The following is a 25,743-nucleotide window of genomic DNA, read 5'->3' as shown; positions in this document are numbered from 1 at the left end:
GCTCAATTATATAATCCAAGTCTCAGAAAACCAATTTAGCTTTATAATGCCACAGATCTACCAAAAGCCAGATGGAATTATCCACAAAGTTTGATGCAAAAGCAATTGAATCACAAATTAGAGAATATACAAAATCAATTGATTTAGAAAAACAAATTTTTGCATCAGACAAGCCTGAAAAAATTAGATTCATTGAAGGTCCACCAACAATGAATGGGATTCCACATGCAGGACATCTTAGAGGCAGAGTCATCAAGGATTTGTGGTACAGGTACAACACACTTCAGGGAAAGAAGATAGAGTTTAACGGAGGATGGGACACCCAAGGATTACCCGTAGAACTGCAGGTAGAAAAAGAGTTAGGAGTTACAGGAGGAAAAACTGAGGCAATAAAGCAATTTGGAGTGGAGAGAATTGTTTCAGAATGTAAGAAAGTTGTTGAGAAATACAACAAGACATGGGTTGAAGTTGATTCACTGCTTGGAATGTCATTTAATCATGAAAAGGCATACTGGACTTTTCGAGACGAATTCATTGAAAGAGAATGGCAAATACTAAAAAAAGCACATGAAAATGGAATTTTAGAAGAAGACTTTACAGTAATTGCGTACTGTCCAAGTTGTCAGACATCACTTAGTCATGCAGAAGTCAACCAAGGATACGAAGAGGTCAAAGACCCATCATTATACTATAAAGTAAAACTAGTAGACGAAGATGCATTTTTGATTGTATGGACAACAATGCCATTTACACTAGTTACTGATGCTATGGTAGGATTGCAACCAGAAGAAGATTATGCTTATGTCAAAATGGAAAATGAAACATGGGTTATTGGAAAAACAAGACTAAAAGAGTTCATGACAGAATTAAAAATTGAAGATTATGAAATTGAAAAAACAGTAAAAGGTTTAACATTTGAAGGAAAAAAATACATTCATCCATTATTAGATTTAATTCCAGAATTAAAAGAATGTTCAAAAGATGAAAACTTCCATGTAGCAGTATCAGAATCATTTGTAGATGCAAGTACTGGTAGCGGTCTTGTACATCTGTCTCCTGCAAATGGTGAGGAAGACATCAAAATTGCCAATAAAAGAAAAGTCAAAATTTTCAGCCCCATTAATGACGAGGTAAAATTCACTTCACAGGCAGGAAAATACCAAGGAACGTTTGTCAGAGATGCAGACAAGCAAATAGTAGAAGATCTAAAGGAGTGCAATGCTTTAGTAAAAATTGGAAAAATCAAGCACAAATATCCACTTTGCTGGAGATCACACCATCCAATAGTATGGCTTGCAAGAAAAGGTTGGTTTTACAAACTAGATAGGCTAGATAACAAAGCAATTGATGCAGCTGAGAGCGTAGAATATTATTTTGAGCAACCTAAAAACAGATTCTTAGGAATAATCAAAGAGAGACATCCTTGGTGTATCTCAAGAGAGAGAATTTGGGGATGTCCATTACCTGTGTGGACGTGTGAAGATTGTAATGAAAGAAATTGGTTTTTTACAAGAAAAGATATTGTTGAATCTGCAGACAAACTTCCTGATGGCCCAGACTTTGAGTTGCACAGACCATGGATTGACAACATTGTCATCAAGTGTAAAAAATGCGGAAGCACAAAAACAAAAAGAGAAGAATACGTATTAGATACTTGGCACAATAGTGGTTCGGCACCATATTCATCATTAACTGATGAAGAGTATTCAAGAGACATTCCAGCCCCATTTTTTACTGAAGGAATTGATCAGACTAGAGGATGGGCATACACATTACTTATTGAGAATGTAATTTTAAACAACGGTCCAACTCCGCCATACAAGTCGTTTTTGTTCCAAGGGCATGTACTGGATAAGAAAGGAGGAAAGATGAGCAAAAGCAAGGGAAATGTTTTGGAAGGAATAGAGTTGCTAGAAAAATATCCTGCAGATTTGATCAGATTTTATTTTATGTGGAAAGCAAGTCCAATTGAACCACTAAGTTTCAGTACTGAAGAATTAATGTCAAGACCTTATCAAGTAATTAACACATTATTTAATCTGCACTTGTACTTTAAACAAAATAGCCAGTATGATAATTTTGATAAATCCAACACTGTAGAATGGGCAAAACAAAATGATTTGCTAACATCACCAGACATTTGGCTACTATCAAAACTTCAAAAATTAATTCTCAAAATTACAGACAGAAATGATTCATGTAAATTTCACGAGAGTGCAAAGGCAATTGATGATTTTATCATTAACAATCTTAGTCAAATTTACATCCCAATTACAAGAGGAGAATTATGGGACGAAGATGAAGAAAAAAAGAACAGAAGGCTAGCAATTTATGCAGTCCTAGGAGAGGTTCTAAAAGCACTAGACATTTTGATTCATCCATTTTGCCCATTTACTAGCGAATACTTGTATCAATCAGTTTTTGATGGAAAACAAAGCATACTACTTGATAGATGGCCTAAACCACAAGAATCACTTGTCAATGAAGAAATTGAGGAATCATTTGACATAATGAAAGACGTAGTATCAGTTTCATCAGCTGCAAGAATGAAAGGAAAGTTGAAGAGAAGATGGCCATTAAATGAGGCAAAAATTTGTGTCAAGAAAGGACAAAAGATGAAACTTGAATCATTATCAAAACTACTACAATCTCAGTTAAACGTAGAAAAATTTGATATAATTGAAACAGAAAAAGATTCAGGATTAGAGCAGACTTTAGAATTACAAAAACTAGGATTACCCATAAAACCAATTATAGAATTAGAGAGAAAGAGAATTGGACCTAAAGCCAAACAACATATGGGAAAACTTGTAGCAATGTTTTCTGAAACCAACCCTAAAGAAATTATTTCATCTTTACAAAAAGATTCAAAATTTAATTTTGATGTAGATGGTGAAACCATATCACTTGAAAATGAAGACTTTGTTGTAGACTTTGATGCAGATGAAAATTTTGCAGTATCTAAAAGAGACAACTACATTGTATTCATTTCAACATTGAGAAACAAAGAGATGATGGCAAAGGGGTTGGTAAAAGATGTTGCAAGAAGACTTCAAACCCTAAGAAAAGAGAGAGGATACAATCCAACTGATGTTTTGGATGTAGCATCAATTCTTGATCTAGATGATGAATCACTTGAAATGATAAGAGAAAAAGCAGATGACTTGGCTTTTTTGGTCAGAGTAAAACAAGTAAACTTTACAGAATCCTGCAAGGAATACAAAGATGACGATATTGATGGACTAAAGATTAGAATATCAATAGAATAATTTTTAAAAAATTATAGTGCAGTGCAGACTCACTTTTTATTAATTAAAATTGAAAAGCAAAATCACATTCCAGAAGAGAGTAGCCTCTAGATCCCCCCCACCAGTATTTTCTACATCTCTTCTGAGAATTAATTTTTGGAGCATATGTAATATTTTTATTACAATCATAACAGATATAGAGAAATGTCCGAATCAAAGGCACCAAATGTTGTTGGGATTAACGTTCTAAAACAAAACGGTCTTGATGTGGATGAATTGGTAAAAGAATTGATAAAAAATGCGGCAGTGGAATTTACTGCATATTACTATTTTACCAATCTCAGAGCACATTGTACAGGCTTAGAAGGTGAGGGACTAAAAGGAATTATTGAAGATGCAAGGCTAGAAGACCTAAGTCATTTTGAGTCATGTATTGAAAGAATTTACCAATTAGGAGGGGCCCTTCCAAATGACGCAACAGAATTTATCAAAATTTCTGGTTGTGAGTTCTTACAACTTCCAGCAAATCCAACAGATCATAAAGCAATTCTAGAAAAGTGTCTCAAAGCAGAACAAGGAGCAATAGTAAACTGGGATAAAATTTGCAAGATGACATTAGGCAAAGATCCTGCAACATACGATATTGCCAAAGATATTCTAGCTGAAGAGATCGAACATGAGTCTTGGTTCCTAGAGCTAATCTACGGAAGACCATCAGGGCACATGAGAAGAAAATTTGCGGGTGAGAGACCACACACTAGAAAACACTCTAGAGCACTAGATATGGCATAAATGCCAAATCACTTTCTTTCTTTATTCCTAAAATGTTGATTTCATTGAAGACAAAGTGTGAAGATGAATTGTTTTATCAGGGTTAAATAGAAAAATCACCTATTAATTAACATGGTAAAGCAGATCAGTCTTGATGCATGGCAGATTCAGCATTTAGCAGATTTGCTTGAAAAGGGTTCAAAGATTGTTGAGAAAACCAACAGACCAATTGTTTTGTACAGACAGACACTTGAAGAAGAAGAGGAATCTTATGAAGAAATTGTATGTACGCTTACCAAAGGATACGTAATTGAGCAGATGGTAACATCAGGGGGAATCCTAGTTCCAAGTTTTCATCAACAGTTTGTTTTTACCATTGAAGAATACCCGCAAGAGTTATTGAGAAAAAGTAAAGATCGCTTTTTGGAAATGATTGATTTTCTTGATGAACAATTAAGATAATATCATAGTTAATAAAGACCGTAAAATTCAGGATTTTTGCATGCAATTACTAGAGTTTCAGGCAAAGGAATTATTTCGAGAATACGGAATCAACCTTCTAGACAGTATTTCATCAACAAATATAGAAGAAGGTCGAAAGCATGCAAAAAAGTTAGGATATCCATTTGTAATTAAAATCCAGGTGCCTGTAGGGGGCAGAGGCAAAGCAGGAGGAATCCAAAAATGTCAAAATGATGACGAATTTGAGATAAAATATCCACAAGTTATGGATTTGACAATAAAGGGAGAAAAAGCAAGAGCCATTCTTCTTGAAAAGATGGCAGATATCAAAAAAGAGTTGTATCTTTCAATATTTTTGAATCGCTCAAAAAGATGCTACACAATTATTGCATCAGCTGAGGGAGGAGTTGAAATTGAATCAGTAAAAAATCAAATCATTAAAGAGATAGGATTAGGGGAGGTTTCAGATGAACTTGCAAAAGAAGTTGCAAAAGAAATGGGATTGGAAGGAAAACATGCTGAAGGCGTAGCAGATACTTTAAAAAAATTATCAAAACTTACAATTGAAAAAGAAGCAGAACTTGTAGAGATCAATCCACTTGCAATTATGCAAGATGATACAATAATGGCACTTGATGGAAAATTTGTAACAGATGACAATAGTAATTTTAGACATCCAGAATTAGAAAAGTATCAAGAAAAAACAGCAATTGAAGAACAAGCTGAAAAAAGTGGGTTTTCATTAGTAGAATTAGATGGAGATATTGCAGTTGTAGGAAATGGTGCAGGATTGGTAATGTCTACACTAGACATGTTATCAGACAATGGTGGAAAACCAGCATGTTTCTTAGATGTTGGTGGCGGTGCAACAACTGAATCAGTGTATGAAGCATTAACTTTGATTAGCAAATTAGATAGAGTAAAAGGGATTCTAGTAAATCTCTATGGTGGAATTGTAAAAACTACAGTAGTAGCTGAAGCATTTCTAAAAGCATATGAGGATAATCTTATTGATTTACCAGTATTTGCTAGACTGAAAGGTACTGAATCAGAAAAAGCAAAAGAAATGCTTCAAAATTCCAAAACCAAGATATTTGATTCAGTAGAAGAGGCAATTAATTCAGCGGTAATGGGAGTGAAATAATGGACGACATTTTTGAACTGTTAAAAGGAAAACAAGGAGAATCAGATTATGAAAATAAAGGAGTTATAGTTCAAGGCATCACAGGATCATATGGCTCATTGCATGCAGGAAAAATGTTAGAATATGGAACCAACATTGTAGCAGGAGTTACCCCAGGCAAAGGGGGTCAAACATGGAATGAAAGTATACCAATTTACAATACAATGAAAGAAGCAGTTGATGCAACAAATGCCAAAATTTCAATTATCTTTGTTCCAGCAAAATTCTTTTTGGGAGCTGCAAAAGATGCCCTAGAAGCAGGAATCAAACTACTAGTTGCAATTCCAGAACACGTTCCAATTAGAGATACAATGGAAACATTAGAGCTTGCAAAACAAAAAGGCGCCATAGTTATTGGACCAAATACACCAGGAATAATGATTCCAGAATTAATTAAAATCGGAATCATGCCACCAATGCCATTCAAGGCAGGAAAGATTGCAGTGTTATCAAAAAGTGGAACATTACTTTATGAAATTTCAGATGCTTTAACTAATGCAGGATTTGGTCAATCAATTACAATTGGAATCGGAGGAGACCCAGTAAATGGAACAAGGCTAATTGATGCATTTGATATGGTAAAGGATATTCCAGATTTAGAAGGAATGGTAGTAGTAGGAGAAATAGGTGGAGACTCTGAAGAAATGTTAGCTCAGAAAATAATTGATTCAGGATTTAACAAACCAACTGTAGCATACATTGCAGGCAGGGCAGCACCAAAAGAAAAGAGAATGGGTCATGCAGGTGCAATCGTAATGGGAACCTATGGCTCAGCTGAATCCAAAGTATCAATGTTTAACAAGGCAAACATTCCTGTAGCAAAAAGACCTGCAGAAGTACCTGTTTTGCTAGCAGGAAAGATGGAAAAATCCGATTAGAATAAAAGAGAGAGATTGAGGAGAAAATCAAATGCCAATTACAGACCCAGAGAAGAAACGAATTGCACAGCAAGCAAGACTTGTCATGAGAATTTGTTTTAATTGTGGTTGCAGAAATGACATAGACGCTACCAGATGCAGAAAATGCAGAAATCCATACTTGAGATTAAAGAACAGAAATCTAGGCGTCAAGAAGTAGAATTAGAAATTCATCAATCTTTGCCTATAATCAACTATTGCAGATCTTATACCAGAATTGTATCGCATGACAAATGACTTTGCCAAGTCAGGATTGTCAAGTTCTTCTAAAGGAACCTGAAGATCATTAGGTAGTTGCTCATTCATTTGAAAAAGAATCTTTGCAGCATCAACATATTGTCCAAGATTTTCTGCATACTCAAAGGCCGACTTCATTCTGTCAATTAATGCATCAAACTCCTGTAAAGACATGTTAAAACTTTGAAAAATCAGTACTAAAGGCATTGGTAATTACAAAATATCCACAACCTAAAGACAAAAAAACACGTCTTTTTGTAGAATCGTTGGACCGGTCGTCTAGTTTGGTTTGGATGACGCACTCACACTGCGTAAGAGAAATAATTCTCCGCAAAGGTCGTGGGTTCAAATCCCATCCGGTCCACCCCCACAGTGGGTTCAGACCCCTTCTAGATTACTTTTCCAAAACAACTTTTCCGTTTGGCAGTGTCCCGACGAACTTCCAACCTTCCGAAATGAACTCTTCAACTTCCTCGCTTGCAACTACTTTTTGGCTTGGTCGGTCTTGCCGATGTTTAATTTCTCAAACACCTCTAGCACTTGACCAAATTCTTCAGGAGTTGCGTTTTGTATTGCGGTTTGCCTTTCAGATGTTCTAGAAGAGCACCAGGTTCTGGTATGTTGTGGCATTCTAAGTTTCCCTGAGCATAGCCGTTTCGATTCAGCTTGATTGAAAACTTGACTTCGTTCTCGAACCCGTCGTCCCAAACAATCTTTCCGTTTCCAGACTTTTCAAAAAAAGGGTCGAAGACTTTGCCCTCATCGTCATCTTCTTCTTTCTTCGACATGAAATTGAATTAGACTCTGGGAAAATAAATCATGGTGAGCCAAGAATAAATAGAAAAATAATACTTTATGAAAAGGCTACTTTTGGCGGACGGAGAGGTTATGGTCAGATACAAGTTCAAGAGAGAAAAGAAAGTCCACAGACACAAGTTCAAGAGAGAAAAGAAAGTCCACAGACACAAGATGACAAGGAAGCAGTACGAGAACTTGAGACAAGTTCCGATAGTGGAGTTCTGCGAGATTACGAGTTAGGAATGGATGTCACGTCCTGTTTCATGCGTCCTCATACTTTGTTATAATGCTTGAGTTAATATTCACATAAAGTAACAAAGTATCAATTTGGATTAATATCAATCTGGATTGAAGATTTGCTTATTATCATTTTGTTTTACAGTGTCTTCAATGACAAAAAACGACATCAAAACAATTCTCTTTGCAGGATTGATCGGTGCAATGATTCTTCCATTCAGTATGATGGATGTATCTGCATCAAACGATACTGTTAAAGAGGTTGTCAGTGAGACAAAAGGCAAACTTCTCGTAGGCGATACAAACGCACAGCAGAAAAAAATGTTTGAAATATCAGAAAAGTTGAATGCTTTGCAATCAGAGAAAGATAAGGCAACAACTGCTTTATCAAAAACTGCACTTGAGGCTCAAATGAAAAGCCTAGTAGCTGAAGCTCCTGTTGCTCCCCAAATGAATAAGGCATTAACTGACGTTAGATCAAACATCGACAGACTTGCTGAAAATCTTCCAAAAATCAACGAGATCCTAGAAAAAAGATTTGATACAAGGATAGTTTCAATAGGAACTGACTTTGAGAATGAATCTCTCAGAGTTGGTATAACCAATATGGAATTAACTGACAATCAAATCTCAGAACTTGAAAAGGAGATTAGAAATATTGTAGGCGATGAAACTAACATTACACTACACAAATCAGGTACTGTCCAACTAACTAGCTGTAGTCAAACAGGTAACTGTCATGATATTGAAGGAGGAGTTAAGATAACCGCAGAAAACTCTACTCCATGTAGCGTAGGTTACAAAGCTACCTTCCAGCAAAAAACTGGCTTTATCACTTCTGGTCACTGTATGCAGAATACAGGAACAGGAGAGAAAGTATATCAGCCAAATAAAATTTTTTGGGATGAGCCAGTAAACAGAGTTGGAGAAGTTCAAAAAAATACACTTGCAGCTGTTACATCTTGTGACTGTGCATTTGTTGAAGAATCCAACTCAGGTATGAGTGTTACAGACAAAGCCTATAGCAACAAATCCATTAGTGGTACAAAAAATCCAGTCCAATATACTTGGGTTCACATGGAAGGACATATCACTAAAGGAAAGATTTCAGGTATTCTTGATACATACACTGTAAGAGAAGCACAATTCGGATCTACTGTTGTTACCCTTTACGGACTTGTTGAGACAACTGAACAAGTAGTAGGAGGCGATAGTGGAGGTATAGTGTATGAGGAATTTGGTTCAGGCACTCCTGAGTTCATGGGAATTATCACTGGCAACTACCCAGATGAGAATGAAGTTACAAGAGGATATTATACTCCTGTCAATCTCATCCAAGTCAACTTCAATGGAATTACTTTCGGTTAAACGAAGGTTTTCTTTTCTTTTTTATTTCTGTAAAAATTCTTTCAGATATCACACCTACCAAAATTATTAAAAGTGGAATTGTCAGATTAATCTCTTTTTGACTTGCTAACGTAAGATATTCATCAGAAACAGCAGGGGGTTTTGTAAAAAGATAATATCCTAAAGCAACAATTCCTATACTGGCAAACTTTATCCCTTCCTTGAAAATTTTTTTCAGTATTCCCTCGTCGCTGACCTTGTCCTCCGTGTGGCTCGGCAGGAGAAATATTCCCGGGTTTATCTTGTAGAACTTGTGCGTCTGGCCTTTCTTGACGATTCTCTTCTCGCTAACAGACAAGAGGCCCAGATCCCCCATTTTCTTGAGGTGGTGCGATATCAGGCTGAACTGGATGTCCAGCTTGTTTGCAATCTCGTTGGCGTACATCTCCTTTTCAATCAGCAGCCTGATTATGTCCCTGCTGACCTGGTTGCTCAGAAGCTCTCCGAGCAGCTTCAGGGAGCGGTCGTCGTTTGTAAAAACCTTCGTAGTGAACTCTCCGTCCTCCAACGACGTAAATTAAGTATGAGAGTATTCAAGTGTTACCTACAAATCAATTTCATAAATTCTTGCAATATTCCTTTCTACAAAACTCGTCAAATTCCTTGTATTGCACTTTTGCATCGTCTCACTTTTACATCAGATTAGGAAGATTCTTTCTCTTCCAGTTCTGATACTGAACAACTTCTAGTTCTTCTCGTCCACAGATGTGATCATATTGTACTTTGTTAGAAATTCCAAAGCCCCGAATCAAAATATCATCAGTTCTTCAATAAAGGTTCGACCCGATAAAATTTCAAATCGTGCCTATTGGTTAATAAGGAATCAGGAATTGCTAAATACCAAAATTTTGAATCAACAACAATGACACCATTAGAAGAATTTTTTCTCAGACAAAAGCCACATGTCCAAGCAAGGATGATATCAAAGACATCATCACACATAAGTTTTTCAGAAATTTTAAACGATATATTACGTAAAGGTCTTCGATAGAACATCCAAGATAGGGCATATGCCTCAATATTTTCATAGATCGATTAATCGTTAATTCAAAATATTTTTCTCACTCATCATGAATGTAATCAAAGCAAATATAGGAAAAATGGTATGGGCAGAGTAATAGTCACAGTATTAGTTAAAACCAATACCAAATAATAAGGATCAGAATTAGGTTGAAGAGATGAAGGCAGTCAATTTAGGTATTGCATCAGTTATTGCAGTAGCAATTGTTATGGGAGGAATTACAGTTAACAATGTTTTGTTTCCATGGCAACCAGAATATGACTTACCTGAAAATGATTCATTATGCATAACACATATAGTAATTTATGTACCTCAAAAAATAACTGACAAAGAAATATTTAGAACAGTAATGCTAAATGAGATTAAAGAACTTGATCGTAGATTTGATGTACCAGATAGAAACATTATGATTACAAATATGCAAGATAACAAAACCAAAATTTCATTTGAGGGCATATGGACAGAAGAAGGTAACGGCAGAGTGCTAATCGATAATTTAGAAGGATATGAATTCATAGAATCAGTCTTGGAACAAGATAGTATCAGCTTGATCACTGAATGTCAGTAAAATGAAGAGGATTGTTTTTCAGCATTAATTATTTTCAAAAACTGTTACCCGCCACAGATATTTTCGGAGTAAGTTTTTCTTAGATTAACAGTACAAATCTATTAGAGTGCCTTCAAATCGCTTAGTTCTTTTTTCTTGTTTATTGTTAATATATTCATCAGGTAATTTCTTGTTCTTTAAGACAAAACTGACTTTTTTAGTAATTTTTTCTCTAAATTCTAGAGGCAATAACAGGTTGTTTTACATTCTGGAATAAAACATAATCTTAGGCATAAAAAATAGAGATAGGAATACTGTAAGCGTTCCAGTCGCTTTCTGTCATATGTTATTCTGCGAATCCATCAAGTACAAAAATTGTAAAACAAGGTTTACTTATTATCATTTTTTCACAATTTAATAATAACTTAAATTTACGTTGAACGTGAAAAATAAAAAAGTCCATGGAATTATTTTTATACTGATTCTGGTTTTTTCTGGATTTTCTCTTTCAGATCTGGCTTACGGTGCAAAAGATTTGGGGCATGTTGATATCAGAATGTCCAATGTTATGATGGGTCAAGTGATTGCAGATGATCTTAGTATGTTTTCAATTACGACTAATGTTATGTCAATTGTAAATGTTCTTGTAAAACTCGATGATGGTAATTTGTACGTAGTGGCAAAAGATGATGATTATCGTTTAACTGATAATTTAGTAGGCAGTGATAGAGCGTTCAAAGCACAAATTCGAAATATAGTAAACGATTTATCCGAGTCCAAGCAAACTATTCAACCAGATTTTGGTAAAGGCCAAGTATATCTTTTCTATGTGGGCAACTGTTTTAAACAAATTCCAATTACAGAGCCAAAACTACCAGAATCTCTTATCCAAGATGTAGTGGATGGGAAATACGGAGATAGTGTGGCACTTGGATTTACTTTAGATAAGAAAGCGTTTTTAGTTACCAATGAAAGCGGATGTAATCCAGATGATGTTTCGATTGATGACTCTATTAGAATGAATATCCATACTGATATTGAACATGGTTTTACAATTATGCATCCTACAAGTTTCCGAGAGAGCAACTACGATGATCCATCGGATAAATGGGAATTTGTATTTGGTGTGGAAAGTAAAAATTATGGTGATGAATATGCTAACGATCCTGTATTGTATTTTGATATTTCAATAACTGATGAATACGATGATGTAAACACATTTGAAGAGATGAAAAAGGAGATTAGTGATTGGTGTATTGAAACTTATGACAATGAGTACTATGCTTGCCATACTGAAATTCTAAAAACTTACACAAGTAACATAAATGGAAACTTGGTATATGTAGTAGAGAGTTTCACAAATTATACTCCCTTAGATTCAGAAACAACTCTTGCATTTTCAGATTATTGTATTGCTCACAATATTGTGAATAACAACAGGTTATGGGGTTTGATAGGGTGTGTCGAGATGCTAGATACGCAAATTGCAAAATATTCTAGTCCAAAGGATGCATTTGATAGTTCAGGTCTTCTACTAATTAAAGAATCCTTGGAATCTTTTAAACTAAATTTGATTCAGTGCCCTCAAGACATTATAGATCCACCTAATTCTAAGTTCTTTGAGTATGTTGATCCTGTTACTGTAGATGAAGCTCGTGCAATTGCACAATGCATTGAAAATACAGTATCTGATTGGCATACAACACTACCTCATTGTCCTTGTTTAGAAAAAGATATCAAAACAGATAAGAGATTTATACAATCCAATTTAGGACTGAAAAAACATCATCCTAATGCAGAAAATGGATATAGAACGTCTGTATGGTGGCACACACAAAATAATGCAATTCATGGTCAACAATGTACCTATGATAAAGCAGGAGTACTGATAACCTACACATCAAGCGCTGGAACTCCTGATTGGTGGGCCCCTAAATCAGACTTGATAATAGACACGAGATTGCCTGATTATATGCACCATGACATAATTGATGTCCAGACATCAAATCTCTTGTCATGGGAAGAATATAGTAAGACTTGGAAACCAAATGATGGAATCAATTGCTCTGCAAATTCTGGAAATTCAGTAGGATATGTGGAAAAATTAACAGGTCATGTTCAGATAAAAAAACCTACTGAAACAGATTTTAAGGTATTGTCAAAAGATCATGTAATCAACAAAGGAGATACAATAATCACAAATGAAAACAGTAATGCAGTAATTCATTTTGCAGATGACACCAATCTTACAATAGGAGAAAATTCTGAAGTTACAATTGATTCTTTTGTATATCGTGATGATTACACAGTAAAAGAAAAAACAATACAGGTGATCAAAGGTATTTTTAGATGGGTTAGCGGTACTTTAACCCCTCATACGGATTCAAAAGTACTTACTCCAGTTGAGGCAATGACTATTAGAGGTACTGATTTTGTACTAGAACATAATTCTAAAACAAATTCGGACACAATATTTCTCAATGAAGGAAAAATTGATGTAATACCTATTTCAACAAATACACTTATGCAATTAGAGGAAGGTAACAAGATCATAGTCAATAAAGAAGATGGTTTAATCTCAAAAGAAAGAATTGATACAGAAGAATGGGATTCTCTTATTATAACACTAGATTCAAACAATCCTCAAATTCCTAATTGGATTAAAAACAATGCAGAGTGGTGGGCAGAAGGTTCTATTGATGATTCTAGTTTTGTATCTGGAATACAATACATGATCAAAGAGGACATGATTTACATTCCAGATTTGTCAAAGCAAACCAAACGTACAGTAGAAGGCATTCCTGACTGGATTCGAAACAATGCTGGATGGTGGGCAGATGGCACTATAGATGATAGGGATTTCCTCAATGGAATACAATACTTAGTATCAAATGGAATTGTTGTAATCGGGGATGAGGATGCCATCAAAGTTAAAGAAATTGATGAAGAATATTCCGACCTTGATGAAGACTATGTGTATCCTATTGGAGAAAATGAGGATGATGATAATGACGACTATCTAGAAAACACAAATTCTGAACTAATTGACAACAACAAGAAGCCAGAAGAACAATCTGTATCTGATTTTTCAACATCTAGAGGAACCCTAAATATTTCAGAACAAGTTATCAAATTGCCTAACGATCCAGAGTATCATGAGCTTATGGTAAATGGGAATTTTGGTTCTTCAGATTTTGCAGAGGTTAATCTAGTGATATATTATGAGCAAGATCAAACTCTTTTTTCAATTCCAACTGCAACCTTCGATGATGGGTATTTTGAAATTCGTTTGGCCGTTGATCCACAATGGGAGATAGGCTCGTACACCATAATTGCAGAACACTCGGATACAGAATTTGCAAGAGCAACGTTTCAAGTAATGGAATGACTCTTTGTTGTTTGATGCTTGTGTAGTGTTCTACTAAAGTCCTTATCTTATGTAGAATTGTCACAAAACTAAAAAAATAAAAAAAGTAGGAGTTTGAAAGTACCCCAATAACTTTCTGCCATAGTATCATTTTGCAAAATCATCAGAAAGGTATCTGCCCCCACTGTGGCATCAGACCCCATCCGGTCCATATTAATCTCATAATATCATATTTTTATGTGAAAGAATTGCAAGTAAACTCAACAATCTAGTTTTCATTTTTTAAATCGCCACCATCTTTGATAAGTGAATCCCAGCAACACAATAAAACAGCCCAATGGTAGAATTAAAAATCCATAGTTATTGTTGGAGTAATGCAGTAAAACTCCCAGTGCAAGCATTAAAAATCCTATTGTTAAAATTTTGAATCTGGTATTCATTTTCTTTTTCTCCAAATAATAAAAATAGACACAATTCCTGCAAAAGGCAACACAATTGCCAAAACCAAAGGTGTAAGCGTAGCACATTCTATAAATTCAAGAAAACTCTCACCAAAATGACCCTCAGGAGATGCCCTCAAGCCAACACTGCACCCGACTTCGATTATTTTACCTTCAGCATCACGAAAATCAACATAGTTTGAGTCTGGCGGATATTGGTATCCTGTCACCACGAAATCATATTGCGGAACCCCTCCAATTGTGGTTTGGCTCAAAGTGTTCCCCACTTCTGAAAACGTCCGGAACCGTCCCTCATACTCAGGAATCCACTCAAATGTAAATGATTTTTCCTCATGGGATTGCAAGACGCCATTGGTGTGAAACTCTTCAACAGTTTCAGTCCAGTGCAGGTCCTTGTCAAGTATTTGGATGAAATACGTAAAGGGGACAGATTCATCCAAGTCTGATTTAAAATGAGCCCTGATTTCGTATTTTTGGCCCACTACCAACTCGTGCGTGACGTTTCCATCCGAATCATATATGCCATAGTCAATTATCGTTGTACCTATAGGGACAAGTTCCATTGCAAAAGCCGGAACCAAAAATATGGTCAGACCCAACAAGATCATGATAGACTTCATCTTGTCTGGGTTTCAAGTTGTGATATTCATAAGTACTTCGAATCGTTTGCTCTTGAGAGAAAATAAAAAAGATAAGAGTTTCAAAAGTACTCCAATAGATTTCTGCCATCTTATCTAAGAAAAATTATCTGATTATGATTTCTTTGGCAGCTTAAATCCAAACAGGTTTTCATCAGATAAATGAAACAATGGACTTTCAAGTGACAATTTATACATAAAATCAATGAATTTTTTTTACTATGGGAGTCTCGAGATGTTTTTCGTACTCATGTTTAAAGAATCTTCCACCATTAAATGAAATCCTGGGTATGCCGTTTTTTTCAGTCATTAAAATTTCTACATAGCCTATGACTTTTCTGCCTTTTTCAATATGATGTTCTTCTCTAAACTCATCTGAAACTCGTTCTTCATCATAAGATTCTTGTTCAGTCATGTTGATTTTAATAAAAAATTATTTTTTATATTTTCTTTTGTATAATTTAATACCAAGAATTACAACTATCCCCACACAGGTTATTCCAGCAATTAATGGATAATAGGGTAAAAATTCACCATAAGAAAATCCATCTAAAGAAATTGTAGGATCTTTAGTAGTTGCAAAAGTTTCATAATAAAAAAAGAAAAAAATTAGACGTCCATAAATCCGTTTTTGACACATTCCAGATCAAATAGTATTTGGGCCAGTCCTTTCTCAATGTCAGTTTTTGAATAGGACTCTAAGAGTAGTTCATTTTGAAGAGCTCTAACCAGAGATATGGATTTACTTAATTTTGAATCAATATCTTTTTTATCAAGAGCAATACGTTGCTTTTGAGTTGGCTCTTCGCTATAATTGGCTATCCACTTTTTATCCGGAATTTCAGTCATATCTTAGATTTCGTATCCTACACTCATGCCATTTACAACTAAAAAGGTTACTGTAGAATGTTCTGTCAAATCTGCAGTTGATCATACATAATTTTTATGAGTCATCAACCATAAACTTTACAGTATCAGAATCCAAATTACTTTTTAATTTCTTTGAGTTTTAATTGTTTAACGATTAATTAATTATCGTAACATTTCAAAAGATTTTTGTGTAATCTCAAAGGTTATTTGCACATATCAATAAAGTAATGTTTTATCATTTTTTTTATAAATAATTTTCATAAACATTAGTTAGTCATTTATTTTTATAGTATAACTACGAATTACATAAAGTATGAATATAATGAATTGGAAAAAAACAATACCAAAAAAAATCAAGAATGCAATAAAGTTAGTATCCATTAGAGTTAATACTTACAGAGATAATAAATGTCAGGTAAATGGCATAGAGAATTACAAAAGAGTTCTTCATATTTGGGATACTGCAGGGGTTGCTTCATTATTATCTCGCGAACTTAACAAAAATGGCTATGAATCCCATGTAATTATGAGAACAATACATGATCCGTTTGGTATGACTAAGTATTATCAACAAGAATCAGTTGATATGGGAGGTAAAGAATATCTTTATTATTGTAAACGACAAGCCAAAGATTATGGTATAATTCACATTCATGGTATCCACAAAATAGTTCCCGAATACAAAAAGATATTTCCAAACAAGAAAATAATATTACAGTTTCATGGCTCAGACTTGATAAAACCAAACAATGAAAAAGAATTAGTGGAATGTTCTAGTCATGCAGATGCTATAATTTGTTCAACACCTGACTTGGAAGAACACGTATTAAAACATCCAGAATTACCAAAACCATATGTTTGCAGTAATGCCATTGACACTGAATTATTCAGACCAATGCCTGAAATAGAAAAAAAACTGAGAAAGCACTTTACATAAAAATTAGATATGTTGATTTTCCATCTGTACAAAAATATTTAATGAAACATTGTATTTGGGATATTGAAGTGTTTGATAGAGGTGATGACACTTTTCATAGTTCAAAAAATACGGGACTGCCATTTTATAAAATGCCATTACTTTATAACCAATACAATAAGTTAGTAGATATCAAAATTTATACATATTCTGATGGGGATCCTGTACAGGCTTGGTCAAAAACTGGACTTGAAGCGTTGGCTTGTGGTTTACAAGTGTTTAATCATAAAAATGAGATAGTAAGTGAGCTACCAATTGAATTTACCCCCGAGTATCATTGTAAATGCATAATGAAAGTATATGAAAATATGGTTCAAAAGTAAAGGAATTGAACCATATGTCGGTTGTTTTTAGTATAGAGTTGAATATGAAATAAAGTCTTAGTTCTAAAATCCTATTGCTATTTTTACCGATTTTTTCCCTTTGTTTCCATTATTCATTCAACCTTTCAATCTTTTCTAATAACACATCGATGTCTACAGGTTTTCGTATACAAGAGTGAGCACCTTTGCTCAATAACTCATTTACAAAATGATCAGATATTGAAGAAGCAGTAAACAAAACAATTTTCTGTTTGTTATAAAATTATGATATGTAGATTCAACAAATTGATCTAGATTACACATTGGGACAGTCGTATTTTCTAAGTTATGCAATTGGGCAAGTTGTGGAAATTGTTCCCATACTTTTCCAACAAAATCAGTATAAGGATTTTCCATAGAAGATTATTGTTGGTATAAGATTTAAGGGTGCATCATACTTAGGTTGAAATCAGCAAATTATTCAAAATAAGCAGACTAGGAATTTTTACATCATAGATGAAATTATTTTCAAATTTTTCCAAACTACTGCAATACAATTGAAGTAAATCAAAGTGATGATCTATGTTTAATTAAAGAATACAAAATCACAAGATATCCCAAGTACCAAAAAACATTTACAGTATGACTTAATGTGTATTCTTCAAACAATTCAATATAATAATACCAAATATCTCCACCTACCAAAATTAAGATGCCTGCAACCATAATTATCCAAGAGGTTCCCACTAAGCTACCCTGAAAAATTTTTAATGCATAAATAGAAAGGGCAAAAGAGATTGAAGTGGCAGAAACAAATAGGATTCCATAAAAAAAATCAAAATTAAATTCTTCAGAAATTGTAATTGAGAGATACAATGTAGTTATTGCCACAGGAATAATTCCCAGAATGATTTTGTCCGAAATACTAGTTGGGGAAGAGAAAAACTGTATGTGTTTGAACACGAATAAAGAAATCATGGGATAAAATATGAAAAAGAAGACATCAGCAATTGAAGGATATGGATCAATTCCTAGAAATAGATCATAAATTAAGTAAGTTAACTCAGCTAGAAAGAGACTAGCAAAGCCAAATGCTAGAAAATAATAAGATCTGGAAAAGACTAAGGAATCAGAATACTTCCGTGCAACAATAAAACTAAAAATAGAAACACTTCCAGGAATTATCAGAGAGAATCCATAAACCAACAAGTCTGTATCTTCAATAAAATTTACCAAAAAATGGAATCCAAGTACAATACTTAGAATAAGTATGATTGCTCTAAGACTAATAGGATTTGAAAGTTTTTCTGGGACGGTGTCCATATTTAATATCTATAGTACTTGTAATTATAAGATGGGTTTATTTTGGCAAAATTACTTCCCTGAGAATTACAAAATCATAAGACTTGTCTGAAGATTCTAATCTACCCAAATCTGAAAAAGCATCAATGTGTTCTAAGAGATCCATAGTAATTGCATCTTTTTCCAAAACTTGGAGTAAGCCTTCGGACCAACTCCAATCAGATTCAGGATTACATGAATACACTACCCAAGTATATTTTCCATCTATTTTGTATATGTCAAATGGAAAAACTTTGCAATCAAATGGTCGTTTTTCATAAACAGTGCATCCTTTTTCTCGATCCCAAAAGATGCATTCTTCAGAGTTTTTTTTCTTTTTTAAAGCATAACCATTAATTCCATTAATCAATACAGGATCTGCAAAGTCTTTGTTACTCAATTTACTTAATTGTTCATATTCTAAGGCAGTAACAAAAGGGGTGACATAATCATTACAACATGATTTGTGATCACACTTTTCACATAATCCTTTCCAATGTGATGAGTTTAGATTTTCTTGCATAAACAAACGCTACAGTATATCAGATGGTTTATACTCCCCACTATTACGTAAACGATCAAATCTCTTTAGAACAAACTCAGCAGTTTCTCGCACATCTATACTTGGATCATCAAGTGCTTTTTTAATTTCATCCTCGATCTCAAATGCCCTCATTAACCCAAGTGCTTCAATTGCTTCATGTTTTGAAAGAACACTTTTATCATTAAGTGCAATATCTGTCAAAACATGTATTTTATGTCTAAGGTTTCTTGCAGCAATTTGAAAACTTGCTTCATGTTTTACTACACCATTTGTATCATTACGTAAGACCCACTCTAAAAGATCAGCTACTCTATTTCGTAACAGATTTTTATCATCCTGATCTTCGGCCAATTCACCTACAAGCCATACAGCATCCCATCTCTTTGATTCATCAGTTTCATTTCTTAATACATCATTACAAATTTCAAATCTTTCTTCATCAGGTAGCTGACGCATATTATTTTCATCAAAAAGTTGAATTGTCATTATTACCAAATTTGGGAATAGTATTTAATAAAAATATCCCTCATTTCCACAGAGAAAATTAATAAATGATCAGGATTATACACTAGTATGCCAGGTTTAGACAACCTTATTGCCAAATCATTAGAAGAAATTATCAGGAAAAATCTTGGACAAAATACGGTCAAAAAAATTGAAGACAGGTTATTTGAAAAATATGGAATTTCATTTACACAGGCAATGGAAGAATTTGATAAACTAGATTTGGTGTTAAGAGAGTTTTTTGGAAAAGGTGCAGATGGTCTAGAGAGAAAATTCTTTGAAAACATTTTTCAATCAAAGTCAAAATCAAAAGAAGGGTGGTACATTTTACGTGATGAAAAAATGTCTCAAATGATTTTACAGTCATTTGGGGATTTAGAGAAAAAAGCAATTCTAGAGTCAGTTGCAGAAACCCCAAAAATAATTTCAGAGATTATTGAGGATTGCAATCTATCACAGACATCAGGTTACAGAAAAATTAACAATTTGATTGATAATGGGTTACTATACAAAGCAGAACAGATTTCACGAGATAATAAAAAAATCAACAAATACCTATGTGCGTTCAGCAATCTAAGAATTAATTTAGAAGGCAAAAGAATGAGTGTAGAATTACAGTTGATGGATTCTGAGAAAAGCCTATTCATCAAAGCCATACGGTTTTAGGAACAAAATACAAGGATCATATTATTAAATGATGGTGTCATTTCCATAAATGGAAACAATTGAGATGTAGTTTAGTCAAAAACAAGAATTATCTAGGATATTATTTAGTCATTATTGCAGCAGCTTTATCATCTCTGGTACATGTGGTATCAAAACCGATGTTAGAGATTGGAGAGAGTTCAATTGGGATAAATCCAATAGTAATGACATTTCTTGTATACATGATATGTGGGGCATTTTTTACACCCATAGCAAGAAAAACAGATTCAGTTAGCAAATTTTCACGAAAAGACATTCTATTCATGGGACTTATTGGTTTATCAGAAGTTGCAGCGTTGGCAACGTATTTTTTTGGATTGCAAAACTCAACAGCAGTAAACGCATCAATTTTTAGCAATAGTGAGATAGTTTTTTCCCTAATAATTGCAATGGTCGTTTTCAAAGAGAGGCTAAACATAAAGGAATGCATTCCATTTTCCATGATCGTTATCGGAATGATGGTGATCCCCATTCTAAACAACATTGTTGAAAATGGGATGAATATTCACAACATCATGACAGGAGACTTGTTAATTATCATTTCAGGATTTTTGTATGGAATTGATATTACATTATGTAAGTATATTGGAGACAAGTATGATTCCAGAAGAGTAACGCAAATCATATCATTTGTATGTGCGGGTATAGCATTATTGTTCATAGCTATTTTACAGATACCAATGGACTTTGAAATATCACACCTTCCAAGTATTGCGATAATTGCGATACTTGGTACTGGAATGTCAACATTGTTATTTTTAGCAGGCTTGAAAAAAATTGGTGCAGTAAGAAGTGTTTTGTTGTATTCTACAACATCAGTGTTTGGAATTATCTTTGCAGGAATATTCCTTTCTGAAGAAATCACATCAATGGATATGGTTTCAGTTTCAATAACTCTAATAGGTATTTTCATGTTAAGAAACAAGCTTGCAGAATCAGAGTCAGATGCACAAACAGCCAAGTCATATCAAAACAAATACAAGAATTCAAAGTTTGTAAGACACAAAACATCTAATTTCAAAAAAATCCTGAAAATAATAGGAAACATGCAGAAAAGAGAACATGCAGAACAGTACAGCAAAGAAAAAAACAGGTTTTTAAATAATATCCCTAATTTTGTAAATAGCAGGCCAAAGACTGCAATAGTTGTTAGTGATAATCATCTAGTAGTCAGAGTACTTTGTAAAATACTTGAAATGTTAGGCATAAAAATTCTTTCCAAAGGAGTCGATGTCATTAAAATGAGGGGAAAATACAATCCAGACATCATATTCATTGATGGGCATACAAAAAGATTAGATGGAATTATTGCCTTAAAAGAGATTAGAAAAAAAGATGCGACAACAAAAATTGTCATGATAACAGAAGATGTTACAAAAGGTATGGAAGATATGCTAAAGAGATATGGGGCATCAATTGTTATTAACAAGCCATTTAGTATAAATCAAATAAAGGGAATTATCAGCAGATTAGAAAGAAAACCCATAACCATACAAAGATATAATTCGTAAATCAAAGATATCAATATCTCAAAGTAAAATGAAGCAAAAAATACCTAGACTACATGTCAATCCATCTACTTAAAATTAGATAACAATCAAAGAAAGATATGAAGGCACGATTTCCAGGAAAATGCATAGAGTGTGGAGAGGCAATCAAAGTGGGAAAAGAGATTCTAAAAAATTCCAAAGAACAATGGGTTCACAAAGCATGTTCTGACTTGGAAGATGAATTACCATAGTACAAATTTGTAATAAATTTTTTAAGTAACTTTGGAAAATATTCACTTATGAGAACAAAGTCAGGTATTTTTCTAGCAATTATTGCATCTTTTGCAGTTCTGATGTTTCCATCAGAAATAATTGCAGAAACTTCCGAGTCGACAACAATTACACCCATCAATGAAGAGATAAGCCTCAAAAAGACAGTTACAACAATGATTGTTCCAGAAGATAACACATTACCATGGGGATTTGTTACAGGTAGTCCTTCAGAATATGTCGAGAGACATCCAATAATCATTCAATTCTTTGACGAAGCAGATGATTTGGTGCATGTTGCTCAAGTAGATGTTAAAGGAGACGGCTCTTATGAATACAAGTTTAGAGTTTCTAGCACTGATGAAAATGGAGATGTGCAAAAAGCCTTTGAGGGAGAGTACACTGTAATGGTGTACCGAGTCATTCCTAATCAAAATCAGCTAGTCTAAACTTTCTTTATTTTTTCACAGAATTCATATACTATTCAAGAAAATGCTAGCTAGAAAATGAGTAAAAATTTTTGGCACGATATAGAATCAGGTGCAGACATTCCAGAAATTATCAATGTAGTAGTAGAGATTCCTAAAGGTTCTATGAACAAGTATGAGTACGATAAAAAACACAACATGATAAAACTAGACAGAGTATTATTTTCACCATTTCATTATCCAGGAGATTATGGACTTGTTCCTCAAACACTATCTGAAGATGGAGACCCACTAGATGCGTTGGTGCTGGTCACAAATCCAACATATCCGGGGATTTTAATTGAAGCAAGACCAATAGGTCTACTTCAAATGAAGGATGCAGGGGACTTGGATGACAAAATTATTTGTGTCTCAACAAATGATCCCAGGTATTTACATACTACAGATATTTCAGATATTGAAGATCACTATCGCTCTGAGATTGCACACTTTTTCCAAGTGTATAAAGACTTGGAAGGAAAAAAAGTTGAAATTCTAGGATGGCAATCAGCAAAAGAAGCAAAAAGCATCATTGTTGAATCAATTAAAAGATACAAAAATACTTTGAAAAAATACTAAGATGTCAAAAGAGTGTAACCATTTTTTAGAAGAAAAAAGAGGAATTACTCCCAACACAAAAAGCTGTGAAGAGTGTGAAAAAGAGCATCTTCCAGTTGTTGCAATTCGAATGTGTTTAACATGCGGTCATGTTGGATGTTGTGATTCATCTATTGGAAAACATGCTACAAAACATTTTGAGGAGACAGGTCATCCGGTAATGAAAGCAATTCCAGGAGACATTTGGAAGTGGTGTTATCATCACAAAGAATACTATTGATTTTTTTAATGCATTAGAAGACACTTGTTAGTTGAATAGAGAAAAATTTCATTGGGCTTTATGGATAGGTATAGGGTTTTTAATAGCTGGTGGAATCAGCCTAGGAATTTTGTTGTCAGGGGAAGGCCCACCTAAATTTATCGAAGAGACTTCAGCATATAGTTATGCCTGGATAATTTTTGGTATTAGCCTAGCATTATACTCAATAATTAAAAGAATTTTAAAATCAATGAAAAACAGTTGAGGACTAAAAGTGGACAAAGATGTTATCATATTGATTTTTTAATAGTCAGAAAATTACGACTAGTAGATGTCTCAGTACCAACTAGGAATGTGGGATCTCTCTGAATTAGCAAAGAATCCAAAAAGTCCAGCATTTCAAAAGCAAATTCGAGAGTTAGAGAATCAAGCTAGAAAATTTGAAAAAATTAAATCAAAACTAGATCCAAAAATGTCTTCTAAAAAATTCATGGAGATACTAAAGCAAGTAGAAGAAATTTCTGAAAAAATGAGCAAGATCGGAGGATATGCATCTTTATCATACTCTTCTGACACCCAATCAGATGAAGCAACATCATTAATGACTAGAATGTCAAAATTAGGATCAGAGATTTCAAACAAGATTCTCTTTTTTGATCTATGGTGGAAAACACAAGTTGATGAAAAAAATGCAAAGAGATTGATTAAAGATGCAGGAGAGATTTCAGAATACTTGGCCCATAAAAGACTAATTGCAAAATACTCACTTAGCGAACCAGAAGAGAGAATTATCAACACACTGGATGTAACAGGGATTTCTGCACTTGTAAAATTGTATGACAAAATAACTAACTCATTTGAATATCAGATGAAAGTTGGAAACAAAACAAAAAAGATGACAAGAGAAGAACTTACAAATTATGTAAGAGACACAAATCCAAAAATTCGAGAGACAGCTTACAAAACAATTCTTGGAAAATACAATCAAAATAAGGGAGTGGTTGGAGAGATTTACCAAAATATTGTACTCAATTGGAAAGACGAAGGTATTGAAATTCGAGGCTACAAGACACCAATTTCAATGAGAAATATTGGAAATGACGTTGATGATAAAACTATAGAATCTCTTCTTTTAGTATGTAAAAAAAATGCGCCTGTCTTTCAAAAATTCTTTGTGCAAAAGGCAAAGATGCTAAAAATGAAAAAACTCAGAAGATATGACATTTATGCACCAGCTGCTGCCAACATTAAAGAAAAAAATTATTCGTACAATAAATCTGTAAATTTAGTTTTTGAGTCACTTGGAAAATTTAGTAGTACGTTAGAAGATTTTGCAAGAAAGGTTTTCAATGAAAATCATATAGATTCAGCTGTAAGACAAGGAAAAAGAGACGGGGCATTTTGTAGCACACTAACACCAAAAATTACCCCATATGTCTTGGTAAATTTTACAGGAAAATCAAGAGATGTCTTTACTTTAGCACACGAGTTAGGCCATGCAGTTCACAGTCAAGCAGCACAAAATAGATCAATTCTGGTTCAAGATGCACCATTACCACTGGCCGAAACGGCATCTACGTTTTCAGAATTATTGCTGTATGACAATATTTCAGATAAAATTTCAGATGATGAAAAGAAGATAATGTTATCTGAAAAGATTGATGATTTGTATGCAACAATTCTACGGCAGTCTTTTTTCACGATTTTTGAGGTAGATGCTCACAAACAGATTGCAGAAGGAACAACAATAGATGAAATTTCAAAAACATATCTAAAAAACTTGAAACAACAGTTTGGTAGTTCAGTTGAGATCTCAGATGATTTTGCAATCGAGTGGAGTTGCATACCACACTTTTACCACACGCCATTTTACTGCTATGCATATTCATTTGGAAACCTGCTTGCATTGTCATTATTTCAAAGATACAAAAAAGAGGGGAGTGATTTTGTTTCATCATATATTGACATTCTTGCAGCAGGAGGTTCAAAAAAGCCAGAAAGACTTCTTGCTGAACATGGCCTTGATATAAGATCCCCTAAATTTTGGCAAGAAGGTTTTGATTATGTCAATGAGCAAGTCAAAACGCTATCATCATTAAATTAGATTTTTAATAAATGGGGCTGACAGTCCAACGCAAGGACTGCCAGCTTTGTTCCCCGAAC

28 protein-coding genes and 1 tRNA gene are annotated in these 25,743 nt (G+C 34.0%); 20 read left to right on the top strand and 9 right to left on the bottom strand.

Annotation, left to right across the window (positions count from 1 at the left end):
• Nucleotides 1-71 precede the first annotated feature (71 nt).
• The 6 genes from ileS (at nucleotide 72) to NPIRD3C_RS04755 (ending at nucleotide 6,741) form a co-directional block, all read left to right on the top strand.
• Complete coding sequence (gene ileS, locus NPIRD3C_RS04780) at nucleotides 72-3,269, top strand: isoleucine--tRNA ligase (RefSeq protein ID WP_148703072.1); 3,198 nt, start codon at nucleotides 72-74, stop codon at nucleotides 3,267-3,269.
• 183 nt (nucleotides 3,270-3,452) lie between these two features.
• Nucleotides 3,453-4,040: a DNA protection during starvation protein gene (dps, locus tag NPIRD3C_RS04775; RefSeq protein ID WP_148703071.1), complete on the top strand. Its 588-nt coding sequence runs from the start codon at nucleotides 3,453-3,455 to the stop codon at nucleotides 4,038-4,040.
• Between the two features lie 111 nt (nucleotides 4,041-4,151).
• On the top strand, nucleotides 4,152-4,481 hold the full coding sequence (locus NPIRD3C_RS04770) for a hypothetical protein (RefSeq protein ID WP_141978020.1): 330 nt from the start codon (nucleotides 4,152-4,154) through the stop codon (nucleotides 4,479-4,481).
• Nucleotides 4,482-4,521: 40 nt separating this feature from the next.
• A complete protein-coding gene (locus NPIRD3C_RS04765; protein ID WP_148703070.1) occupies nucleotides 4,522-5,625 on the top strand; it encodes a succinate--CoA ligase subunit beta in 1,104 nt (367 codons plus the stop codon).
• Nucleotides 5,625-6,542, top strand: a complete 918-nt coding sequence (locus tag NPIRD3C_RS04760; RefSeq protein ID WP_148703069.1) for a succinate--CoA ligase subunit alpha — start codon at nucleotides 5,625-5,627, stop codon at nucleotides 6,540-6,542. The genes NPIRD3C_RS04765 and NPIRD3C_RS04760 overlap by 1 nt, the downstream gene beginning before the upstream one ends.
• Nucleotides 6,543-6,573: 31 nt before the next feature.
• Complete coding sequence (locus NPIRD3C_RS04755) at nucleotides 6,574-6,741, top strand: 50S ribosomal protein L40e (RefSeq protein WP_014963595.1); 168 nt, start codon at nucleotides 6,574-6,576, stop codon at nucleotides 6,739-6,741.
• 2 nt (nucleotides 6,742-6,743) lie between these two features.
• Here NPIRD3C_RS04755 and NPIRD3C_RS04750 read toward each other — a convergent pair whose 3' ends face one another.
• Complete coding sequence (locus NPIRD3C_RS04750; RefSeq protein WP_148703068.1) at nucleotides 6,744-6,992, bottom strand: hypothetical protein; 249 nt, start codon at nucleotides 6,990-6,992, stop codon at nucleotides 6,744-6,746.
• A 94-nt stretch (nucleotides 6,993-7,086) separates the two neighbouring features.
• Between NPIRD3C_RS04750 and NPIRD3C_RS04745 the strand changes: the two genes are divergently transcribed.
• Nucleotides 7,087-7,182: transfer RNA gene (locus tag NPIRD3C_RS04745), tRNA-Val, on the top strand.
• A gap of 169 nt (nucleotides 7,183-7,351) precedes the next feature.
• On the opposite strand, the gene NPIRD3C_RS04740 is transcribed toward NPIRD3C_RS04745, so the two are convergent.
• Nucleotides 7,352-7,606 carry a hypothetical protein gene (locus NPIRD3C_RS04740; RefSeq protein WP_148703067.1) on the bottom strand — a complete coding sequence of 85 codons (255 nt, stop codon included), beginning with the start codon at nucleotides 7,604-7,606 and terminating at the stop codon, nucleotides 7,352-7,354.
• Nucleotides 7,607-8,006: 400 nt separating this feature from the next.
• Here NPIRD3C_RS04740 and NPIRD3C_RS04735 point away from each other — a divergent pair, with 400 nt between their 5' ends.
• The gene (locus tag NPIRD3C_RS04735) at nucleotides 8,007-9,221 is read left to right on the top strand and encodes a chymotrypsin family serine protease (RefSeq protein ID WP_148703066.1); all 1,215 of its coding nucleotides are present in this window, start codon (nucleotides 8,007-8,009) and stop codon (nucleotides 9,219-9,221) included.
• On the opposite strand, the gene NPIRD3C_RS04730 is transcribed toward NPIRD3C_RS04735, so the two are convergent.
• A complete protein-coding gene (locus tag NPIRD3C_RS04730; RefSeq protein WP_148703065.1) occupies nucleotides 9,208-9,768 on the bottom strand; it encodes an ArsR/SmtB family transcription factor in 561 nt (186 codons plus the stop codon). The genes NPIRD3C_RS04735 and NPIRD3C_RS04730 overlap by 14 nt on opposite strands.
• Nucleotides 9,769-10,438: 670 nt before the next feature.
• Between NPIRD3C_RS04730 and NPIRD3C_RS04725 the strand changes: the two genes are divergently transcribed.
• Nucleotides 10,439-10,849, top strand: a complete 411-nt coding sequence (locus tag NPIRD3C_RS04725) for a hypothetical protein (protein WP_148703064.1) — start codon at nucleotides 10,439-10,441, stop codon at nucleotides 10,847-10,849.
• A gap of 421 nt (nucleotides 10,850-11,270) precedes the next feature.
• Nucleotides 11,271-14,216, top strand: coding sequence for a FecR domain-containing protein (locus NPIRD3C_RS04720; protein ID WP_148703063.1), 2,946 nt, complete (start codon nucleotides 11,271-11,273; stop codon nucleotides 14,214-14,216).
• A 415-nt stretch (nucleotides 14,217-14,631) separates the two neighbouring features.
• Here NPIRD3C_RS04720 and NPIRD3C_RS04715 read toward each other — a convergent pair whose 3' ends face one another.
• The 3 genes from NPIRD3C_RS04715 to NPIRD3C_RS04705 form a co-directional block, all read right to left on the bottom strand.
• Nucleotides 14,632-15,219, bottom strand: a complete 588-nt coding sequence (locus NPIRD3C_RS04715) for a hypothetical protein (protein ID WP_160272859.1) — start codon at nucleotides 15,217-15,219, stop codon at nucleotides 14,632-14,634.
• 277 nt (nucleotides 15,220-15,496) lie between these two features.
• Complete coding sequence (locus NPIRD3C_RS04710; protein ID WP_148703061.1) at nucleotides 15,497-15,709, bottom strand: hypothetical protein; 213 nt, start codon at nucleotides 15,707-15,709, stop codon at nucleotides 15,497-15,499.
• 194 nt (nucleotides 15,710-15,903) lie between these two features.
• The gene (locus tag NPIRD3C_RS04705) at nucleotides 15,904-16,143 is read right to left on the bottom strand and encodes a hypothetical protein (RefSeq protein WP_148703060.1); all 240 of its coding nucleotides are present in this window, start codon (nucleotides 16,141-16,143) and stop codon (nucleotides 15,904-15,906) included.
• 343 nt (nucleotides 16,144-16,486) lie between these two features.
• Here NPIRD3C_RS04705 and NPIRD3C_RS04700 point away from each other — a divergent pair, with 343 nt between their 5' ends.
• Both NPIRD3C_RS04700 and NPIRD3C_RS04695 read left to right on the top strand, forming a co-directional pair.
• Nucleotides 16,487-17,101 (top strand): glycosyltransferase, encoded by a 615-nt coding sequence (locus NPIRD3C_RS04700; RefSeq protein ID WP_148703059.1) that lies wholly within the window; start codon nucleotides 16,487-16,489, stop codon nucleotides 17,099-17,101.
• Nucleotides 17,102-17,142: 41 nt separating this feature from the next.
• The gene (locus NPIRD3C_RS04695; RefSeq protein WP_148703058.1) at nucleotides 17,143-17,463 is read left to right on the top strand and encodes a hypothetical protein; all 321 of its coding nucleotides are present in this window, start codon (nucleotides 17,143-17,145) and stop codon (nucleotides 17,461-17,463) included.
• Between the two features lie 546 nt (nucleotides 17,464-18,009).
• On the opposite strand, the gene NPIRD3C_RS04690 is transcribed toward NPIRD3C_RS04695, so the two are convergent.
• From NPIRD3C_RS04690 to NPIRD3C_RS04680, 3 genes are read right to left on the bottom strand one after another with little or no spacing between them, the layout of a single operon-like run.
• A complete protein-coding gene (locus NPIRD3C_RS04690) occupies nucleotides 18,010-18,765 on the bottom strand; it encodes a histidine kinase (protein WP_148703057.1) in 756 nt (251 codons plus the stop codon).
• Nucleotides 18,766-18,802: 37 nt separating this feature from the next.
• Entirely contained in the window at nucleotides 18,803-19,306 is a 504-nt protein-coding gene (locus tag NPIRD3C_RS04685) for a YkgJ family cysteine cluster protein (protein ID WP_148703056.1), read from the bottom strand.
• A gap of 9 nt (nucleotides 19,307-19,315) precedes the next feature.
• Nucleotides 19,316-19,813: a HEAT repeat domain-containing protein gene (locus NPIRD3C_RS04680; RefSeq protein WP_148703055.1), complete on the bottom strand. Its 498-nt coding sequence runs from the start codon at nucleotides 19,811-19,813 to the stop codon at nucleotides 19,316-19,318.
• A gap of 87 nt (nucleotides 19,814-19,900) precedes the next feature.
• Here NPIRD3C_RS04680 and NPIRD3C_RS04675 point away from each other — a divergent pair, with 87 nt between their 5' ends.
• The 8 genes from NPIRD3C_RS04675 (at nucleotide 19,901) to NPIRD3C_RS04645 (ending at nucleotide 25,684) form a co-directional block, all read left to right on the top strand.
• Nucleotides 19,901-20,497 carry a hypothetical protein gene (locus NPIRD3C_RS04675; protein ID WP_148703054.1) on the top strand — a complete coding sequence of 199 codons (597 nt, stop codon included), beginning with the start codon at nucleotides 19,901-19,903 and terminating at the stop codon, nucleotides 20,495-20,497.
• 143 nt (nucleotides 20,498-20,640) lie between these two features.
• Nucleotides 20,641-22,047: an EamA family transporter gene (locus tag NPIRD3C_RS04670; protein ID WP_237087748.1), complete on the top strand. Its 1,407-nt coding sequence runs from the start codon at nucleotides 20,641-20,643 to the stop codon at nucleotides 22,045-22,047.
• Nucleotides 22,048-22,145: 98 nt separating this feature from the next.
• Nucleotides 22,146-22,277, top strand: a complete 132-nt coding sequence (locus NPIRD3C_RS10965; RefSeq protein WP_255464650.1) for a hypothetical protein — start codon at nucleotides 22,146-22,148, stop codon at nucleotides 22,275-22,277.
• Nucleotides 22,278-22,325: 48 nt separating this feature from the next.
• Entirely contained in the window at nucleotides 22,326-22,745 is a 420-nt protein-coding gene (locus NPIRD3C_RS04665) for a hypothetical protein (RefSeq protein WP_148703052.1), read from the top strand.
• A gap of 57 nt (nucleotides 22,746-22,802) precedes the next feature.
• The gene (locus NPIRD3C_RS04660) at nucleotides 22,803-23,342 is read left to right on the top strand and encodes an inorganic diphosphatase (RefSeq protein ID WP_148703051.1); all 540 of its coding nucleotides are present in this window, start codon (nucleotides 22,803-22,805) and stop codon (nucleotides 23,340-23,342) included.
• Nucleotide 23,343: 1 nt separating this feature from the next.
• Nucleotides 23,344-23,601, top strand: coding sequence for a UBP-type zinc finger domain-containing protein (locus NPIRD3C_RS04655; RefSeq protein WP_148703050.1), 258 nt, complete (start codon nucleotides 23,344-23,346; stop codon nucleotides 23,599-23,601).
• Nucleotides 23,602-23,632: 31 nt separating this feature from the next.
• Complete coding sequence (locus NPIRD3C_RS04650; RefSeq protein WP_148703049.1) at nucleotides 23,633-23,845, top strand: hypothetical protein; 213 nt, start codon at nucleotides 23,633-23,635, stop codon at nucleotides 23,843-23,845.
• Between the two features lie 66 nt (nucleotides 23,846-23,911).
• On the top strand, nucleotides 23,912-25,684 hold the full coding sequence (locus tag NPIRD3C_RS04645) for a M3 family oligoendopeptidase (protein ID WP_148703048.1): 1,773 nt from the start codon (nucleotides 23,912-23,914) through the stop codon (nucleotides 25,682-25,684).
• Nucleotides 25,685-25,743 lie beyond the last annotated feature (59 nt).

It is taken from the genome of Nitrosopumilus piranensis (assembly GCF_000875775.1).
Classification (GTDB): domain Archaea; phylum Thermoproteota; class Nitrososphaeria; order Nitrososphaerales; family Nitrosopumilaceae; genus Nitrosopumilus; species Nitrosopumilus piranensis.
Note: the sequence above shows the minus strand (reverse complement) of the source record. Positions and strands in the feature narration are given on the sequence as shown.

What these genes read in the sequence shown, in the direction of transcription:
- NPIRD3C_RS04695 (WP_148703058.1), top strand. Translation starts at nt 17,143, where the DNA reads ATGAAACATTGTATTTGGGATATTGAAGTGTTTGATAGAGGTGATGAC.
- NPIRD3C_RS04725 (WP_148703064.1), top strand. Translation starts at nt 10,439, where the DNA reads ATGAAGGCAGTCAATTTAGGTATTGCATCAGTTATTGCAGTAGCAATT.
- NPIRD3C_RS04675 (WP_148703054.1), top strand. Translation starts at nt 19,901, where the DNA reads ATGCCAGGTTTAGACAACCTTATTGCCAAATCATTAGAAGAAATTATC.
- NPIRD3C_RS04690 (WP_148703057.1), bottom strand. Translation starts at nt 18,765, where the DNA reads ATGGACACCGTCCCAGAAAAACTTTCAAATCCTATTAGTCTTAGAGCA.
- NPIRD3C_RS04765 (WP_148703070.1), top strand. Translation starts at nt 4,522, where the DNA reads ATGCAATTACTAGAGTTTCAGGCAAAGGAATTATTTCGAGAATACGGA.
- NPIRD3C_RS04750 (WP_148703068.1), bottom strand. Translation starts at nt 6,992, where the DNA reads ATGTCTTTACAGGAGTTTGATGCATTAATTGACAGAATGAAGTCGGCC.
- dps (WP_148703071.1), top strand. Translation starts at nt 3,453, where the DNA reads ATGTCCGAATCAAAGGCACCAAATGTTGTTGGGATTAACGTTCTAAAA.
- ileS (WP_148703072.1), top strand. Translation starts at nt 72, where the DNA reads ATGGAATTATCCACAAAGTTTGATGCAAAAGCAATTGAATCACAAATT.
- NPIRD3C_RS04685 (WP_148703056.1), bottom strand. Translation starts at nt 19,306, where the DNA reads ATGCAAGAAAATCTAAACTCATCACATTGGAAAGGATTATGTGAAAAG.
- NPIRD3C_RS04735 (WP_148703066.1), top strand. Translation starts at nt 8,007, where the DNA reads ATGACAAAAAACGACATCAAAACAATTCTCTTTGCAGGATTGATCGGT.
- NPIRD3C_RS04660 (WP_148703051.1), top strand. Translation starts at nt 22,803, where the DNA reads ATGAGTAAAAATTTTTGGCACGATATAGAATCAGGTGCAGACATTCCA.
- NPIRD3C_RS04715 (WP_160272859.1), bottom strand. Translation starts at nt 15,219, where the DNA reads ATGGAACTTGTCCCTATAGGTACAACGATAATTGACTATGGCATATAT.
- NPIRD3C_RS04705 (WP_148703060.1), bottom strand. Translation starts at nt 16,143, where the DNA reads ATGACTGAAATTCCGGATAAAAAGTGGATAGCCAATTATAGCGAAGAG.
- NPIRD3C_RS04755 (WP_014963595.1), top strand. Translation starts at nt 6,574, where the DNA reads ATGCCAATTACAGACCCAGAGAAGAAACGAATTGCACAGCAAGCAAGA.
- NPIRD3C_RS04770 (WP_141978020.1), top strand. Translation starts at nt 4,152, where the DNA reads ATGGTAAAGCAGATCAGTCTTGATGCATGGCAGATTCAGCATTTAGCA.
- NPIRD3C_RS04655 (WP_148703050.1), top strand. Translation starts at nt 23,344, where the DNA reads ATGTCAAAAGAGTGTAACCATTTTTTAGAAGAAAAAAGAGGAATTACT.
- NPIRD3C_RS04740 (WP_148703067.1), bottom strand. Translation starts at nt 7,606, where the DNA reads ATGTCGAAGAAAGAAGAAGATGACGATGAGGGCAAAGTCTTCGACCCT.
- NPIRD3C_RS10965 (WP_255464650.1), top strand. Translation starts at nt 22,146, where the DNA reads ATGAAGGCACGATTTCCAGGAAAATGCATAGAGTGTGGAGAGGCAATC.
- NPIRD3C_RS04760 (WP_148703069.1), top strand. Translation starts at nt 5,625, where the DNA reads ATGGACGACATTTTTGAACTGTTAAAAGGAAAACAAGGAGAATCAGAT.
- NPIRD3C_RS04665 (WP_148703052.1), top strand. Translation starts at nt 22,326, where the DNA reads ATGAGAACAAAGTCAGGTATTTTTCTAGCAATTATTGCATCTTTTGCA.
- NPIRD3C_RS04645 (WP_148703048.1), top strand. Translation starts at nt 23,912, where the DNA reads ATGTCTCAGTACCAACTAGGAATGTGGGATCTCTCTGAATTAGCAAAG.
- NPIRD3C_RS04710 (WP_148703061.1), bottom strand. Translation starts at nt 15,709, where the DNA reads ATGACTGAACAAGAATCTTATGATGAAGAACGAGTTTCAGATGAGTTT.
- NPIRD3C_RS04700 (WP_148703059.1), top strand. Translation starts at nt 16,487, where the DNA reads ATGAATTGGAAAAAAACAATACCAAAAAAAATCAAGAATGCAATAAAG.
- NPIRD3C_RS04680 (WP_148703055.1), bottom strand. Translation starts at nt 19,813, where the DNA reads ATGACAATTCAACTTTTTGATGAAAATAATATGCGTCAGCTACCTGAT.